Below are 16,415 nucleotides of genomic sequence, written 5' to 3'. Positions count from 1 at the left end.
CGGTTAGAGCGCGATGCCGCCAGCCGCCAGCACCGCCAGCGTCAACAGTTCCGATGCGTTCGACGCCATCGTCGCGATCTGCACCGATTTTTCCATGCCCACCAGCAGCGGCCCGATCATCGACGTGCCGCCCAGTTCGCGCAGCAGCTTGGCCGAAATATTGGCCGATTGCAGCCCCGGCATGACGAGAATGTTCGCCGGACCCGACAGGCGGCTGAACGGGTAATTCTTCATGACCGCGGGGTTGAGCGCCGCGTCGGGCGTCATTTCGCCTTCATATTCGAAATCGACACCGCGTTCGTCCAGGACCTTCACGGCATCGCGCACATTTTCGATGAACGCGCCGGGCGGATTGCCGAAATTGGAATAGGACAGGAAGGCGACGCGCGGATCGTGGCCCATACGGCGGGCGACCGCGACGGTCCCTTCCGCGATATCGGCCAGTTCGGTCGCGGTCGGGCGTTCGTTGACGGTGGTGTCGGCGAGGAACACCGTCTTGTCCTTCGCCACCATGACATGAATGCCGAAGGGGGATCGGCCCGCCGCCGGGTCCATCACCCGCTTCACCTCGCGCAGCGTCTGCGCATAGGGGCGCGTCATGCCGGTCAGCATTGCGTCTGCCACGCCCATCTTGACCAGCAGCGTGCCGAAGATGTGGCGATCCCGGTTCACCATGCGCTCGCAATCGCGGCGGAGATAGCCGCGCCGCTGAAGCCGGGCGTAGAGCAGGTCGACCATGTCGGGAACGAGCGGGGAATTGACGCTGTTGTGCAGCTCGTAGCTTTCGGGATCGCGCACGCCGAGCGCCCGCAGCTTGTCCATCACCTCGCCCCGACCCACGAGCACCGGCACGCCATAGCCCAGTTCGCGGAACTGGATGGCGGCGCGCAGCACCACCTCCTCCTCCGCTTCGGCAAAGACGACGCGCTTGGGGTTGGCCTTGGCGATCTCATAGGCGCTGGTCAGCACCGACGTGGTGGGATTGAGCCGCGCCTTCAGAGACTGGCGATAGGCCGCCATATCCTCGATCGGCCGCTGCGCCACGCCGGTTTCCATCGCCGCCTGCGCGACGGCGGCGGGCACGACTTCCATCAGGCGCGGGTCGAAGGGCGCAGGGATGATATAGTCGGGACCGAAACTGTGCGAGCGGCCATAGGCCTTCGCCACTTCCTCGGGCACGCGTTCGCGCGCCAGTTCGGCAATGGCCTTGGCGGCGGCGAGCTTCATCGCCTCGTTGATGCCCGTCGCCCGCACGTCGAGCGCGCCACGAAAGATGAAGGGGAAGCCCAGGACGTTGTTGACCTGGTTGGGAAAGTCCGACCGACCCGTCGCGACGATGGCGTCGGGACGCGCGGCCTTCGCGATAGGGGGCAGGATTTCAGGATCGGGGTTCGCCATCGCGAAGATGATCGGCCGGTCGGCCATGGAAGTCACCATGTCCGCCGTCATCGCGCCCGCGACCGAAAGGCCGAGGAACACGTCCGCGCCCTTCACCGCTTGCGCCAGCGTACGGGCGTCGGTCCGCACCGCATGGGCGGACTTCCACTGGTTCATCCCTTCGGTGCGGCCCTGGTAGATCACGCCCTTGCTGTCGCACATGATGACATTGTCGTGCCGCACGCCCAGCGCCTTGATGAGTTCGGTGCAGCTGATCGACGCTGCGCCCGCGCCGTTCACCACGACCTTCATGTCCTTCATGTCGCGTCCGGTCAGGAGCGCGGCATTGAGCACGCCCGCCGCCGCGATGATCGCCGTGCCATGCTGGTCGTCATGGAAGACCGGAATGTTCATCCGTTCCTTGAGCGCGGTTTCGATGACGAAACATTCCGGCGCCTTGATATCTTCCAGATTTATGCCGCCGAAGCTCGGCTCCATCAGTTCGACAGCGTCTATGAAGCGGTCGACATCCTCGGTCTTGAGTTCGATGTCGATGGAATCGACATCGGCGAAGCGCTTGAAGAGCACCGCCTTGCCTTCCATCACGGGCTTCGACGCCAGCGCGCCCAAATTGCCCAGGCCCAGGATCGCCGTCCCGTTGGAGATGACCGCGACGAGATTGCCCTTGGCCGTATAGTCGTAGGCGGTCGCCGGGTCCGCGGCGATGGCGCGCACGGGGACCGCAACGCCGGGCGAATAAGCCAGCGACAGGTCGCGCTGCGTCGCCATCGGTTTGGACGCGATGATCTCGATCTTGCCGGGGCGACCGGTGGAGTGAAAGAACAGCGCCTCGCGCTCGGAAAATTCCACGCTGGACGTGTCGGTCATGGTGCGCACCCCTGTAACGGAACGATGGGGCGGCCCTAGCGGCAACATCCTCTTGTGGGCAAGTGCGAGACGCGCAATTTTGCTGCGGGCGGCGCGAAGCTCTGGTTTCGCGGGCGGCTTCGCGTTATCGGCCTTCGCCATGGCTTCCCCGTCCGACAGCAGCCCCCCGCCGACCCCGATGATGGCGCAATATCTGGCGCTGAAGGACGAAGCGAAGGATTGCCTGCTCTTTTATCGCATGGGCGACTTTTTCGAACTGTTCTTCGAGGACGCGAAAATGGCGGCGGCCACGCTCGACATCGCGCTGACCAGCCGGGGCGAACATGGCGGGCAGCCCATTCCGATGTGCGGCGTGCCGGTGCACAGCGCCGAAACCTATCTCGCCCGGCTGATCCGGGGCGGGCATCGCGTCGCCATCGCCGAACAGACCGAAACCCCCGCGCAAGCCAAGGCGCGGGGCGGCAAGACGCTCGTGGCGCGGGCGATCGTACGCTACGTGACGGCGGGCACGCTGACCGAGGAGACCCTGCTCGACAGCCGGCGGGACAATCTGCTCGTCGCGCTGGCCCAGGTGGGCGGCGACGATACAGGCGAAGTCGGCATCGCGGCGGCGGATATTTCGACCGGCCGGTTCGAAACGATGTGCTGCCCTGTGAGCGACCTGCCCGCCGAACTGGCGCGCCTGCGCCCGAGCGAAACGGTGGTGGCGCAGGGATCGCCGCTGGACCTGCCCGATTGCCATCCGTTCGACCGTGCCGCCTTTTCAAGCGCGAAGGCGGAAGACGCGCTCAAGCGCCTGTTCGGGGTCGCGACGCTGGACGGGTTCGGGCAGTTCGGGCGGGCGGAACTGGCGGCGATGGGCGGCCTCGTCGCCTATCTCGACCATGCGGGCAAGGGTACGCTGCCCTTCCTCGCCCCGCCGCTGCGCAAGGCGGGGGGCGCGCATGTCGCCATCGACGCCGCGACGCGCGAGAGCCTGGAGATCGTCGCCACGACGGCGGGGACGCGCACAGGGAGCCTGCTCCACGCCATCGACCGCACGGTGACCGGCGCGGGCGCACGGCTGCTGGCGCAGGATCTGTCGGCGCCGCTGCTGGACCTTGCCGCGATCGAGGCGCGGCTGGGGCTGGTCCGGCTGCTGCATGACGAGGCGGGATTGCGGGACCAGCTGCGCGGCGCGCTTCGCTCGCTGCCGGACATCGGGCGGGCGCTGGGGCGCGTGGCGATGGGGAGAGGCAGCCCGCGCGACCTGGGGCAGCTGCGCGACGGGCTCGGCGAAGCGCGAATGCTGCGCGAGCGGCTGGGGCGGATCGCGGACATGCCGCCTTTGCTGGCGCAATTGCTGCCCGCGCTGGACGGGCATGGCGCGCTGGTCGACGCACTATCCCGCGCGCTCGTCTCCTCTCCCCCGACCGAGACGGCGAACGGCGGCTATATCGCCGACGGCTTCGACCCCGCGCTCGACGACCTGCGGCGCATGGCGGGCGACGGACGCCGCGCGATCGCGGCGCTGGAAGCGAAATATCGCGAGCAGACGGGCATCTCCTCGCTCAAGATCCGGCACAATGGAGTGCTCGGCTATCATGTCGAGGTACCCGCGCGCGTCGCCGACACGCTGATGGCCCCCGACAGCGGTTTTACCCATCGCCAGACGCTGGCCGGCGCGGTGCGTTTCAATTCGGTCGATCTGCACGAGGAAGCAGGCCGCGTGGCACAGGCGGGCGCGCACGCTCTGGTAGCCGAGGCGGCACATCTGGAAGGGCTGATCGAGGCGGTACTCGACCGTAAGAGCGATATCGCGAGAGCGGCGGACGCGCTGGCCCGGCTCGACGTGGCGGCGGCGCTGGCCGAGCGGGCGGCGGAAGGCGGCTGGACGCGGCCGCAATTCGTCGCGGGCGACCATGCGGGCCAGTGCCTCGACATCGTCGGCGGGCGGCATCCGGTGGTCGAGGACGCGCTGCGGCGGGAGGGCCAGCCCTTCGTCGCGAACGATTGCCGCCTGTCCCAAAGTGACAGGCTGTGGCTCGTTACCGGCCCCAATATGGGCGGCAAGTCGACATTTCTGCGGCAGAATGCGCTGATCGTCATCCTCGCGCAGGCGGGCGGCTATGTCCCGGCGGAAGCGGCGACGATGACGCTGGTCGACCGATTGTTCAGCCGCGTGGGCGCGTCCGACAATCTGGCGAAGGGACGCTCGACCTTCATGGTCGAAATGGTAGAAACCGCCGCGATCCTGAGCCAGGCGACCGAACGCAGCTTCGTCATCCTGGACGAAGTGGGCCGTGGCACGTCGACCTATGACGGCCTCGCCCTCGCCTGGGCGGTGGTGGAAGCGGTGCATGAGGTCAATCGTTGCCGCTGCCTGTTCGCGACCCACTATCACGAACTCACCCGGCTCGCCGAAACCCTGCCTTCGCTGTCGCTTCACCATGTTCGCGCGCGCGAGTGGAAGGGCGATCTCGTCCTGCTGCACGAACTGGCGCAGGGGCCTGCCGACCGCAGCTACGGCCTTGCCGTCGCGCGGCTCGCAGGGCTGCCGCCCGCCGTGCTCAGGCGCGCAAAGGACGTTCTCGGGCGGCTCGAAGCGGGCAAGGCGAAGACCGGCGGCATCGCGGCGGGTCTCGACGACCTGCCCCTTTTCGCCGCCGCCGCCGCGCAGGAGGAAGACGCCTGCGATCCGCTCGTCGAGGCGATCGAAGCGATCGATGCCGACGCCCTGTCCCCGCGCGAGGCGCTCGATCACATCTATCGTCTGAAACAACTGGCCGCGCAGCGGCAGCGCGACTAGATAGCGTCCATGGTCATGCAGTTCCCCGCCCTCGGCGCGCGCCGCGCCATCATCGACCGGCGGGCCATATCCGACAGGATCAACGCCCTCGCGCAGGAGCAGGGGGGCGATGCGTTGCAATTGCGCGCGCTTATCGTGCGGGAACTCAAGGCCGCGCTGGAGGAAGGCCGGGCGGAGGTCGCGCGGCGGCTGGAGGCCAGGCCCACGCGCGGGCGCGAGACGGTGACTGCCTTCGCCTTCCTCATCGATCAGATTCTGCGCCTGCTGTACGACGCGACCACCCATCATCTTTATCCTTCCGGGGACCGCAGCACCGGCGAGCGGATCGCGCTCATTGCGGTGGGCGGATATGGCCGCGGCGAAATGGCGCCGCACAGCGATGTCGACATCGGCTTCATCACACCGTGGAAGCCGACCGGATGGAGCGAGCAGGTCATCGAATCCATGCTCTATTCGCTCTGGGACCTGGGCCTCAAGGTCGGGCATTCCAGCCGCTCGGTCGACGAGACGATGCGCATGGCCAAGAGCGACCTTACCGTACGCACCGCCCTGTTGGAGGCGCGCTATGTCTGGGGCGATCGCGCGCTTTACGAGGAAACCTCCACCCGCTTCGACGCGGAAGTGATGCAGGGCAATGCCCGCGCCTTCGTCACCGAAAAGCTGGAGGAGCGCGACGATCGACACCGGCGCATGGGCGACAGCCGCTATGTCGTCGAACCCAATGTGAAAGAAGGCAAGGGCGGGTTGCGCGACCTGCACACGCTGTTCTGGATCGGCAAATATGTGAACCGGGTCCGTTCGGTCGCGGAACTGGTCGGTGTCGGCCTGCTGACGCAGAGCGAGCTTCGCCAGTTCCAGAAAGCGGAGGATTTCCTCTGGGCGGTGCGGTGCCACCTCCACACCATCACGGGCCGCGCCGAAGACCGGCTGACCTTCGACCTCCAGCTGGAGATCGCGACCCGGATGCGCTTTACCGCGCGGGCGGGTCAGTCGGGGGTAGAGCGGTTCATGCGCTATTATTTCCTGAACGCCAAGACGGTGGGCGACCTGACGGCGGTGTTCCTGGCGCACCTGGACGACCAGATGGGCCCCAGGGGGCGGCGCTACATTCCCGCGATGTTCCGTCGGCCCAAGAAGCTCGACGGCTTCGTGCTGGAACGGGGGCGGCTGGCGTTGCCGAGCGACGATTTCTTTCAGCAGGATCCGGTGCGGATGCTGGAGATTTTCGCGGTGGCCGATCGCCACGGGCTCCAGATTCACCCCAGCGCGATCCGCGCGGCGAGCAGGGACGCGAGCCTCATCACCGCCAAGGTGCGACGCGATCCCCGCGCCAACATGGCGTTCATGGATGTCCTGACCTCACCGCGCGATCCCGAAACGGTGCTGCGCTGGATGAACGAATCGACCGTGTTCGGACGGTTCGTTCCCGATTTCCGCCGCGTCGTCGCCCAGATGCAGTTCGATATGTATCACCATTATACGGTCGACGAGCATACGATCCGCGCGGTCGGGCTGCTGGCGCGAATCGAAAAAGGGGAACTTGGCACCGACCATCCGCTCGCGACGGAACTGATGGGCAAGATCCTGTCGCGCCGGGTGCTCTATGTCGCGGTGCTGCTGCACGACATCGCCAAGGGTCGCGGCGGCGATCATAGCGTATTGGGCGCGGAGGTCGCCGAACATCTGTGTCCGCGCCTCGGCCTCACCCCTGCCGAAACCGAAACGGTCGCCTGGCTGGTGCGCTATCACCTGCTGATGTCGGCGACCGCGTTCAAGCGCGACCTGGCCGACTACAAGACGATCCTCGATTTCGTCGACGTGGTGCAAAGCCCGGAGCGGCTGCGGCTGCTGCTGTGCCTGACCGTGGTGGACATCCGCGCGGTGGGCCCGGGCGTCTGGAACAGCTGGAAACGGCAGCTGCTGGGCGATCTTTACGACGCGGCGGAAGAAGTGCTGCGCCTTGGCCACAAGCAGAAGGGCCGGGGTGAGCGGGTCGTCGCCAAGCAGCATGGGCTGCGCGCGGCGCTGGGCATGGACGAGGCGGAGTTCGCCGCGTTCAGCGCGCGGCTGCCCGAATCCTACTGGATCGCCGAACCCGACGACATCCTGATCCACAATGCCCAGCATATGCTGGCGGCGGGCGATGCGCCGCTGTCGATCGCCGCGCATTATTATCCGCAGCGCGGGGCGACACTCGTCACCGTCTATGCCGCCGACCATCCGGGGCTGTTCTACCGCATCGCAGGCGCCATCCATCTGGCGGGCGGCAACATCATCGACGCGCGCATCCATACCACGCGCGACGGGGTCGCCATCGACAATTTCCTGGTGCAGGACCCGCTGGGCGGCGCGTTCCACAGCCCTGACCAGCTGACCCGCATCCGCAACGCGATCGAGGATTCGCTGTCCAACCGGCACCGCCTCATCACCAAGCTGTCGGCGCGGCCCCTGCCCCGCACGCGAGCCGAAGCGTTCCGCATCGAACCCAATGTGCTGATCGACAACAAGGCGTCGAACCGCTTCACCGTGGTCGAGGTCAACGCCCGCGACCGGCCCGCGCTGCTGTTCAGCCTTGCCAATGCGCTGTTCCAGTCGAAGGTCACGGTGCACAGCGCCCATGTCGCCACCTATGGCGAGCGCGCGGTCGATACCTTTTACGTCACCGACCTGCTGGGCGGAAAGATCGAGAGCAAGGCACGGTTGCAGACGCTGGAGCGCCGCCTGCTGGAGGGCGCGGGGAGCGACGTCGGCCAGGCGCTGGAAATGGCCTAGGCGACGATGTCCATGACGTCGCCCGGACGAAGCAGCGGCAACAGCCGCAACATGTCGGCCCTGTCCACAGCGACGCATCCGGCGGTGGGGCGGCCTTCGGACAGATGGAAGAAGATGGCGCTGCCCATACCCGGCCGGGGCGGTGCGTCGTTGTGGCCGAGGATCACGATCACGTCGTAGGCATCGTCGGCGCGGATCAGAGTTTCCGCGGAAAAGCCGCGCGGCAGCCGCACGGGACGGTTGTAGGCGGGGTCCGCCGGATCGTCCGACCAGCCGTCCCCCGCCCGCACCCAGCGCCACGGCAGACGAATGCCGCGCGGCGCGGCTGTGTCGGGGCGCAGCAAAACGGCGCGAATGGGCCAGCGCCCGACCGGTGTGCAACCGTCGCCCTCCCGCTTCGCGTCGGCGGCGCAGGCACCGCCGCGCCCGACTGTGCAAAGCATGTCGAGGTCGCCGAAGGTCAGGCGGCCCGAAGCGCATGCGACCCGCACGACATTCACAGCTGGTGGCCGGTGCGGTCGCGTTTGGTGGCGAGATAGCGTTCGTTATGCGGATTGGTCGGCAGGATGATCGGCAGCCGTTCGACCACCTCAATCCCCGCCGCCTCCAGCCCCGCGACCTTGTCGGGATTGTTGGTCAGCAGCCGCACGGCGCGTACGCCCAGAAGGTCGAGCATCCGCGCTGCCACCGAAAAGTCACGCGCGTCGATGGCGAAGCCCAGGCGGACATTGGCGTCGACCGTGTCGAACCCCTGATCCTGAAGCGCGTAGGCGCGCAGCTTGTTGACGAGGCCGATGCCCCGTCCCTCCTGCCGCAGGTAGAGAAGGATGCCCCAGCGGGCGTCGGCGATCTGGCTCAACGCATCGTGGAGTTGCGGCCCGCAGTCGCATTTGAGGCTGCCCAGAACGTCGCCTGTCAGGCATTCGCTGTGGATGCGGATGACGGGCGGGGTCCCGTCGCGCTGCCCGATCACCAGCGCGACATGTTCGCGCGGTTCGTCGGGGCTGCGGAAGGCAACGATTTCCGCAGATTCGCTGGTGGCCACGGGCAGGCGCGCGCGAGTCGCGACAGCGAGATGGACAGCATCGTCATAGGTCGCGATATCGTGCGTATCGAGATCTACTTCGACCCCGCCATCGGTGGCGGCAACGAAGAAAGCGGGGAGGATGCCCGCCAGTCGGGCGAGCCGCAAGGCCGCCGCGGCGGCATGGGGCGCCACAAGCGGGAGCGCACGGAACGGGCCCTTGAGCGGCGACGCGAGATCGAGCACCGGATCGGAAATGGCCGTCGCCACATCCGCGTCGATCCACGGTGCGCGCTCCAGCAGCACGGGCAAATCGGGATCGGCGGCGGCAAGCTGGTTCGCAAGCTTCAGCGTTTCGGCCCGCGCGGCGGAAATGAGGATGTCGGCGCGGCCCAGAGGATCGAAATCCGCCAGCGTCACAGCGTCCGCCCCCTCCACCGCCATCAGCCGCAGGGCACCGTCGCCCGCCCGCAGGCGGATCGGCCAGCCACGGCGCAGCGCGTCGATGGCCCGGGCGGCGGTCCGGCCGGTCATGGGAAGGCGAACTCGGTAATGATGGGAATATGGTCGGACGGCTTGACCCAGCTGCGCGCGGATTCGACGACGCGGTGACTGACCGCTTTTTCCGCCACGTCGCGCGTCATCCACATATGGTCGAGCCGCCGCCCCCGGTCGGATGCCGCCCAGTCCTTCGCCCGATAGCTCCACCAGGTATAGAGCCGGGCGGGCGCGGGATGGAAGTGGCGACCGATGTCGACCCAGTCGTTGGACGCCTGAAGCCGGGCCAGCGTTTCGCATTCGATGGGCGTATGGCTGACCACGTCGAGCAGCTGGCGGTGGCTCCACACGTCGCATTCGAGCGGAGCGATATTGAAATCGCCGGTGAGGATCGTCGGCTTGTCGTCGAGCGCGCCGGACCATTCGATCATGCGTTCGAGAAAATCGAGCTTCTGGCCGAACTTGGGATTGACCGTGCGGTCGGGCACGTCGCCTCCGGCGGGGACATAGACATTCTCGATCCGCACGCCGTTGTCGAGCCGGACGCCGACATGGCGCGCTTCGCCATTGGCCTGCCAGTCGAGCCGGTCGTCCTCCCACATCGGCACCTTGCTCAAGATTGCGACGCCATGGTGCATCCGCTGGCCGTTCAGCACCTGATGGACATAGCCCATGCGGCGGAACATGTCGGTCGGGAAGATGTCGTTTACGACCTTCGTTTCCTGAAGGCACAGGACATCGGGCGCTTCGTCCCGCAGCAGCTGTTCGACGATGTCGATGCGCGCCCGGACACTGTTGATGTTCCAGGAGCAGATGGAGAGCGTGTCGGCCATGCCAAGCCACCTAGGAGCGCGCGCATCGTTGCGCAAGCGGTCGCAAGGTCCGGCGGGCGGCGCGAGAACGCACAAAGTAAGACCCCCGCTCCGGGGGCATGGAACGGGGGTCTCGATCGCGCCCTTGAAGCGCTTTGCGACGCGAAGGGGAAACCGGGTAACAGGGGGGAAAATCCCGGTGGTCTCTCGCGCCGTGGATGTTTGGATAGCGCGATCCATATGAGCGCTGGATGAACGAAAAGGGCGCTTTTTCCGTTCGTCTCCCCCAAGGCTCTTTTTATCCTCCGGATCGGCCGCGCGGACGCGGATCGGTCCAGCGGAACGCCGAATCCGCGACCGGCACGCCATAGCGCTGGTTGGAAAGGCGGACGGCAGTTCGATTGTTCTGCGAATCGAGCGATACCCAGCCATAGAGCGTCAGCCCTGCCGGACCGGAAGCGTCACGCTTGAAGATCATGGTGATGGTGCCGAATTCGGGACGGCGCGGATCGCGCGCCTGCACGCTGAGGATGGACGGATCGTCGGTCGCGATCACCTTGCCGAATTTCGACAGGTCCTTCGACGGGTCGATCAGCGCGCCCAGCGGCGAATTGCCGATAGGCCAGCGCTGAACCTGACGCACGTCATAGTCGATCACGGTCAGCGCCTTGCCGTCGCCCACGATCAGCAGCGGCACGCCCTTTTGATACTGGAAACGGATTTTGCCCGGTTGCCTGAGCGTCAACTGACCGGTCAGCGTTTGGCCGTTGCGGTCGGTCTGGCTGAAATCGGCGGTCATGGTGGTGACGGCGCGGATATAGGATTGCACCTTCGCCAAATCGGACTGGGGCTGCTGCTGCGCTATGGCCGCACCGGCCAGCGTCATGGCCGGCACGGACAGGGCAAGCATGAAGGGCGCCATGATGCGCTTCATCGGGATCGACTCCATGATGGTGGGAAACGGGGTTCTAGGTCGTGGCGATTGAACCCGCTGTGAACCCGGTCGTTCCGTTGTAGCAACATTTTTGGCGCGAGCGTCGGTGAAGCACCCAAAAAAAAGGCCGATCACGAAGACCGGCCCGAAAGTTTTAGGAGAGGATGCCTGAAAGGCCCGTTCCTTATGCGGGGCAGCGCGTTATGCTGCAAGTGCGAACGACGTTGTTGCGGTTGCGTAATATGCAATCGCCGGTCGGTCCATCAGATCGGATTGCCGTTTTCATCGCGCAGCACTTCGCGGCGGCCCACATGGTTGGGCGGGCCGACCAGCCCTTCTTCCTCCATGCGCTCGATGAGGCGGGCGGCGCTGTTGTAGCCGACGCGCAACTGGCGTTGCAGCCAGCTGGTCGACGCCTTCTGATTTTCGAACACCAGCTGGCAGGCCTTGCGGAACAGCTGGGCGTCGGGGCTGTCGTCGCCTAGGTCGACGCCGTCCAGCGCGAAGCTGCCTTCCTCCGGCTCCTCGGTCACGGCGGAGATATAGTCGGGCTGCCCCTGCGCGCGCCAGTGATCGGCGACCACGCGCACCTCGTCGTCGGACACGAAGGGGCCATGGACGCGCATCAGCCCCTTGCCACCGTGCATATAAAGCATGTCGCCTTTGCCCAGCAGCTGTTCCGCGCCCTGTTCGCCCAGGATCGTGCGGCTGTCGATCTTGCTGGTAACGAAAAAGCTGATGCGGGTCGGCAGGTTCGCCTTGATGACGCCGGTGATGACGTCGACCGACGGCCGTTGCGTGGCGAGGATGAGATGGATGCCCGCAGCGCGCGCTTTCTGCGCCAGACGCTGGATCAGGAATTCGACTTCCTTGCCCGCCGTCATCATGAGGTCGGCCAGTTCGTCCACCACCACCACGATCTGCGGCAGCGGCTGGAAGTCGAGCTGCTCCTCCTCATAGATGGGCTTGCCGGTTTCTGCGTCGTAGCCGGTCTGGACGCGACGACCCAGCGGCTTGCCCTTCGCCTTGGCGGCGCGGACCTTCTCATTATAGTTGGCGAGGTTGCGGACCGAGATCGACGCCATCATGCGATAGCGATCCTCCATCTGCTCCACCGCCCATTTGAGCGCGCGAATCGCCTTGCTCGGCTCCGTCACCACGGGCGCGAGCAGATGCGGGATGTCGTCATAGGTCGACAGTTCCAGCATCTTGGGATCGATCATGATGAGCCGCAGCTGATCGGGCGTCATGCGGTAGAGCAACGACAGGATCATGGCGTTGAGGCCCACCGACTTGCCCGACCCGGTGGTGCCCGCGATCAGCAGGTGCGGCATCGGCGCCAGATCGGCGATGATCGGTTCGCCCGAGATATTCTTGCCCAGAATGATCGGCAGGGTCGCTTCCTGCCCGAACTGTTCCGACGTGATAAGCTCGCGAAAGGACACCCCCTCCCGATGGGCGTTGGGCAGTTCGATGCCGATGACGGTGCGGCCCGGAATGGTCGCGACGCGCGCCGAGAGCGCGGACATGTTGCGAGCGATGTCGTCGGCCAGCGCGATCACGCGGCTCGCCTTGATACCGGGCGCGGGTTCCAGTTCGTACATGGTGACGACCGGGCCGGGGCGCACTTCGGTGATGTTGCCCTTCACATGGAAGTCGTCGAGTACCGATTCGAGCAGACGGGCGTTGCGTTCCAACGCAGCCTTGTCGATCTTGCCGCCCTGGTTGGCGGGGATGGGATTGAGAAGGTCGGGCGAGGGCAGCGAGCTGTTGCCGAACAGATCGTCTTGGCTGACCGGGGCCATCGCGCGCTGGGTCGGCGCGGGCTTGGGCGTCTGGATGGTGATGGGCGGCTTGGGCTCGTTCGACACCTGTCGCCGTGGCGTGATGACTCGCTCCGCCGGTTCGTCGTCCTCGTCGAAAAACTCTTCGCGCGGCGACGGTCCCGCCAGCGCCAGAGCCGGTTTCGGCAGGCTGAGGCGGGGAAGTGTCGGGCGGCGCAGCGCGATGATCGGCTTTTCGAGCGCGAGGCTGCGATACCAGCAGAATAAACCCGCGATCAGCGCCACGACGATCAGCACGCCCTTGATCCAGGGCGCCGCGACGGGGGCCTGCGCGGTCAGGCTGGCGATGCCCTTGGCGGTGACGAGCCCTATGACCCCGCCCCACCCGGCGGGCAGGCCGACGAGCGGTTCGGTCTGGAACAGGGAAAGCGCGATGCCGACAAGGGCGATGCCGAGCAGGCTCTTGCCGAACTGCCCCTTCCACCCGCTCATGTCCTGATCGCCCCACAGCCGCCGCGCGGAGATCGCCATCAGCGGAAGGATCAGCGCGACCGGCACGCCCAGCAGCCAGAGCAGGAAATCGGCGGCCCACGCGCCCGGCGGCCCCATGATGTTGGCGACCTGATCGCCTGCGACCGTGTTCATCGACGGATCGCTCGGCGCGTAGCTCAACAGCGCGAGAGCGAGGAACAGCGTGGCGGCGATGAGCGTCAGCGCGCCGATCAGCGCGCCGCTGCGGATAAGGCTGCGCTTGAGCATTTCGCGCCATTCCGGCTGTCTCTTGACGGTGCGCCCGACGGCCATGATCTGCTTGTGTCCCCCAAATGTTCCGTTTCGGCACAATGCGCCGAGGCGGGAGTCTGCGTCAAGGGTGGGCAGCGGCGGCTCGTCGCGGCGGGCAGGCTAGAGGCGGTAGACGGGGAACCGTCCCGGGATCGCCCCCTGCCTACCCCGCAGCAGAACTCAGCGCAAAGAGCGCGTCGCCGTCCACCCGCTGCACCGTCCATTCGTCCATCGGCTGCGCCCCCAGCGCACGATAGAAGGCGATGGCGGGCGCATTCCAGTCGAGCACCGACCATTCGAGCCGGGCGCAGTCGCGCTCGATCGCAAGGCTTGCAAGGCGGGCGAGCAGCGCCTTGCCCGCGCCCAGCCCCCGCGCCTGCGGCAGCACGAACAGGTCCTCGAGGTAAATACCCGGCCGCGCTTCGAAGGTCGAGAAATTGTGGAAGAAGAGCGCGAAGCCGACCGCTGCGCCCTCGTGCTCGGCGATCAGCACCTCGGCCATCGGGCGCGGCCCGAACAGATGCCGCGCCAGCATATCGCGATCCGCCTTCACCGCGTGAGTGAGGCGCTCATAGTCGGCGAGCGCGCGGATGAAGGTCAGGATCGTGTCGATATCTTCGGGCCGTGCGTCCCTGATGCCGATGTCGCTCATACCGCTCCTGCCTCCACATGGGCGAGGTCCGCCCGCTTTGCGCGCGCGGCGATAAGGCACCCGGCGACGATCAGCAAGGCGCCCGCCAGCGTCGTCCCTGTCACCCGCTCGCCGAAAGCCAGCCAGCCGATGATCGCGGCCCACAGGAACGCGCTATATTCGACGGGTATGAGCCGCTGCGCCTCCGCCCGGGCATAGGCCCAGGCCAGCGCCGCCAGCGACGTGAAGGCGAGTGTCGCTGCCAGCAGCACGAGAGGCAGCGCGTGCAGCGGCGGCGTCGCGACCAGTAGCGGAGCGCCCAGCGCGAACACGCCGAGCATGACGAGATGCTGGAAAAAGGCGACTTCGATCGGGGACGCGACCTGCGCCTGTTGCCGCTGGATGATGAGGTTCCAGGCAAAGAGCACGGCCGATGCCAGCACCGCCGCCGCGCCGGTCAGCGCATCTGGCGCATAGCTGCCCGAAAGCTTGCCCGAAAGGATGACGCCGACGCCCACCAGCCCCAGCAGCGACGCACCGATGGCCTGCCGCCCGACATGCTCCTTGAGCAAAAGGGCGGCGAGATAGAGCGCGATGAGCGGCGCGATGAAGGACAGGGCGATGGCTTCGGCCAGGGGCAGCCGCATGATCGCCCAGAAGAACAACGCCGCCATCGCCGCGACCACAACCCCGCGCAGCACGTGGATGCGCAGTACCGCCGCGACCGGCCAACGCTGGCGCGTCAGCAGCATCAGCGCAAGGCCGAACACGGTGCCTGTGACGGCGCGCCAGAACAACGCGTTGTAGAGGCCGATGGACAGGCTGAGCCCCTTCATCGTCGCGTCCATCACCGAAAAGAGCGCGACACCCAGGCAACAGACGGCGAAGGGAATGGCGATACCGCGCGCGGCCACCGGTCGCGCCGCCTTATTCCGCCGCGACCTTACCCGCGTCGGTGGTGTCGGATTCCAGTTTGGCGGCCTCGATCTCGGCCGCCTTGGCTTCGACCAGAGCCACGATATGATCGATCATGCCTTCGTCCTGCACCGTATGATCGGTAAGGCCCGACAGATAGACCATATGCTTGCCCGCGCCCCCGCCGGTGAGGCCGATGTCGGTTTCGCGCGCTTCGCCCGGGCCGTTGACGACGCAACCCAGCACGGACAGCGACAGGGGCGTATGGATATGCTGGAGCCGTTCTTCCAGCGCCTGGACGGTACGGATCACGTCGAAACCCTGCCGCGCGCAGGACGGGCACGAGATCACCTTGACCCCGCGAGTGCGTATGCCGAGCGATTTCAGGATTTCGTAGCCGACGCGCACTTCCTCTTCGGGTTCGGCGGAGAGGGAAACGCGGATCGTGTCCCCGATCCCGGCCCAGAGCAGGTTGCCGATACCGATGGCGCTCTTGACCGTCCCGCCGATGAGGCCGCCCGCCTCGGTGATGCCGAGGTGGAGCGGGCAATCGACCGCTTCGGCCAGTTGCATATAGGCCGCGACGGCGAGGAACACGTCGCTCGCCTTCACCGCGACCTTATATTCGTGGAAATCCTCGTCCTGAAGCAGCTTGATATGATCGAGCGCAGATTCGACCAGCGCTTCGGGGCAAGGCTCGCCATATTTTTCGAGCAGATCCTTTTCGAGCGAGCCTGCGTTGACGCCGATGCGGATCGAGCAGCCATTGGCCTTGGCCGCGTCCACCACTTCCCTGACCCGCGCCTGCGAACCGATGTTGCCCGGATTGATGCGCAGGCAGGCCGCGCCCGCATCCGCCGCTTCCAGCGCGCGCTTATAGTGGAAATGGATGTCGGCAACGATCGGTACGCGGGCGGCGCGCACGATCTGCTTCAGCGCTGCGGTCGATTCCTCGTCCGGGCAGGACACGCGGATGATGTCGACGCCCGCATCCTCGCACCGGCGGATCTGGTCGACCGTCGCGCGCACATCGTGCGTCAGCGTGTTGGTCATGGTCTGGACCGTCACAGGCGCGTCGCCGCCCACGGGCACGTCGCCGACCATGATCTGGCGGCTCTGGCGGCGCGCGATGTCGCGCCAGGGGCGAAGGCCGGGATTATGGTCGGACATGAAAAAGGGGCTCCGTAAGATACGAAGCCCCTATAGTCA

11 protein-coding genes are annotated in these 16,415 nt (G+C 66.4%); 2 read left to right on the top strand and 9 right to left on the bottom strand.

The genetic code is table 11. The annotated features are described in order from the left end of the window. Window positions 1-3 precede the first annotated feature (3 nt). Window positions 4-2,265 carry an NADP-dependent malic enzyme gene (locus tag DI606_RS02040; RefSeq protein WP_293979406.1) on the bottom strand — a complete coding sequence of 754 codons (2,262 nt, stop codon included), beginning with the start codon at window positions 2,263-2,265 and terminating at the stop codon, window positions 4-6. A 139-nt stretch (window positions 2,266-2,404) separates the two neighbouring features. Between DI606_RS02040 and mutS the strand changes: the two genes are divergently transcribed. Further along, on the top strand, window positions 2,405-5,053 hold the full coding sequence (gene mutS / locus DI606_RS02035; protein WP_293979404.1) for a DNA mismatch repair protein MutS: 2,649 nt from the start codon (window positions 2,405-2,407) through the stop codon (window positions 5,051-5,053). A 9-nt stretch (window positions 5,054-5,062) separates the two neighbouring features. Next, window positions 5,063-7,825: a [protein-PII] uridylyltransferase gene (locus DI606_RS02030; protein ID WP_293979402.1), complete on the top strand. Its 2,763-nt coding sequence runs from the start codon at window positions 5,063-5,065 to the stop codon at window positions 7,823-7,825. On the opposite strand, the gene DI606_RS02025 is transcribed toward DI606_RS02030, so the two are convergent. From DI606_RS02025 to ispG, 8 genes are all read right to left on the bottom strand, one after another. Continuing rightward, the gene (locus DI606_RS02025; protein ID WP_293979400.1) at window positions 7,822-8,325 is read right to left on the bottom strand and encodes a L,D-transpeptidase family protein; all 504 of its coding nucleotides are present in this window, start codon (window positions 8,323-8,325) and stop codon (window positions 7,822-7,824) included. The two genes, DI606_RS02030 and DI606_RS02025, sit on opposite strands and share 4 nt — an antisense overlap. After that, on the bottom strand, window positions 8,322-9,383 hold the full coding sequence (gene ribA / locus DI606_RS02020) for a GTP cyclohydrolase II (RefSeq protein ID WP_293979399.1): 1,062 nt from the start codon (window positions 9,381-9,383) through the stop codon (window positions 8,322-8,324). The genes DI606_RS02025 and ribA overlap by 4 nt, the downstream gene beginning before the upstream one ends. Next, the gene (locus tag DI606_RS02015; protein ID WP_293979397.1) at window positions 9,380-10,180 is read right to left on the bottom strand and encodes an exodeoxyribonuclease III; all 801 of its coding nucleotides are present in this window, start codon (window positions 10,178-10,180) and stop codon (window positions 9,380-9,382) included. Before DI606_RS02015 ends, ribA begins: the two co-directional genes overlap by 4 nt. A 277-nt stretch (window positions 10,181-10,457) precedes the next feature. Then, the gene (locus DI606_RS02010) at window positions 10,458-11,093 is read right to left on the bottom strand and encodes an outer membrane lipoprotein carrier protein LolA (RefSeq protein ID WP_293979395.1); all 636 of its coding nucleotides are present in this window, start codon (window positions 11,091-11,093) and stop codon (window positions 10,458-10,460) included. A 263-nt stretch (window positions 11,094-11,356) separates the two neighbouring features. After that, window positions 11,357-13,681: a DNA translocase FtsK 4TM domain-containing protein gene (locus tag DI606_RS02005; protein ID WP_293979393.1), complete on the bottom strand. Its 2,325-nt coding sequence runs from the start codon at window positions 13,679-13,681 to the stop codon at window positions 11,357-11,359. A gap of 142 nt (window positions 13,682-13,823) precedes the next feature. Beyond that, window positions 13,824-14,312, bottom strand: coding sequence for a GNAT family N-acetyltransferase (locus DI606_RS02000; protein WP_293979391.1), 489 nt, complete (start codon window positions 14,310-14,312; stop codon window positions 13,824-13,826). Next, window positions 14,309-15,190, bottom strand: a complete 882-nt coding sequence (locus DI606_RS01995; protein WP_293979590.1) for a DMT family transporter — start codon at window positions 15,188-15,190, stop codon at window positions 14,309-14,311. Before DI606_RS01995 ends, DI606_RS02000 begins: the two co-directional genes overlap by 4 nt. A 28-nt stretch (window positions 15,191-15,218) precedes the next feature. Further along, window positions 15,219-16,376 (bottom strand): flavodoxin-dependent (E)-4-hydroxy-3-methylbut-2-enyl-diphosphate synthase, encoded by a 1,158-nt coding sequence (gene ispG, locus DI606_RS01990; RefSeq protein WP_293979389.1) that lies wholly within the window; start codon window positions 16,374-16,376, stop codon window positions 15,219-15,221. Window positions 16,377-16,415 lie beyond the last annotated feature (39 nt).

The organism is Sphingobium sp., assembly GCF_003248505.1.
Classification (GTDB): Bacteria; Pseudomonadota; Alphaproteobacteria; order Sphingomonadales; family Sphingomonadaceae; genus Sphingobium.
This window is presented reverse-complemented; position numbering and strand designations above follow the sequence as displayed.

Coding starts and splice junctions, on each gene's coding strand:
- ribA (WP_293979399.1), bottom strand. CDS start 9,383: ATGACCGGCCGGACCGCCGCCCGGGCCATCGACGCGCTGCGCCGTGGC.
- DI606_RS02040 (WP_293979406.1), bottom strand. CDS start 2,265: ATGACCGACACGTCCAGCGTGGAATTTTCCGAGCGCGAGGCGCTGTTC.
- DI606_RS02005 (WP_293979393.1), bottom strand. CDS start 13,681: ATGGCCGTCGGGCGCACCGTCAAGAGACAGCCGGAATGGCGCGAAATG.
- DI606_RS02015 (WP_293979397.1), bottom strand. CDS start 10,180: ATGGCCGACACGCTCTCCATCTGCTCCTGGAACATCAACAGTGTCCGG.
- mutS (WP_293979404.1), top strand. CDS start 2,405: ATGGCTTCCCCGTCCGACAGCAGCCCCCCGCCGACCCCGATGATGGCG.
- DI606_RS02030 (WP_293979402.1), top strand. CDS start 5,063: ATGGTCATGCAGTTCCCCGCCCTCGGCGCGCGCCGCGCCATCATCGAC.
- DI606_RS02010 (WP_293979395.1), bottom strand. CDS start 11,093: ATGAAGCGCATCATGGCGCCCTTCATGCTTGCCCTGTCCGTGCCGGCC.
- DI606_RS02000 (WP_293979391.1), bottom strand. CDS start 14,312: ATGAGCGACATCGGCATCAGGGACGCACGGCCCGAAGATATCGACACG.
- ispG (WP_293979389.1), bottom strand. CDS start 16,376: ATGTCCGACCATAATCCCGGCCTTCGCCCCTGGCGCGACATCGCGCGC.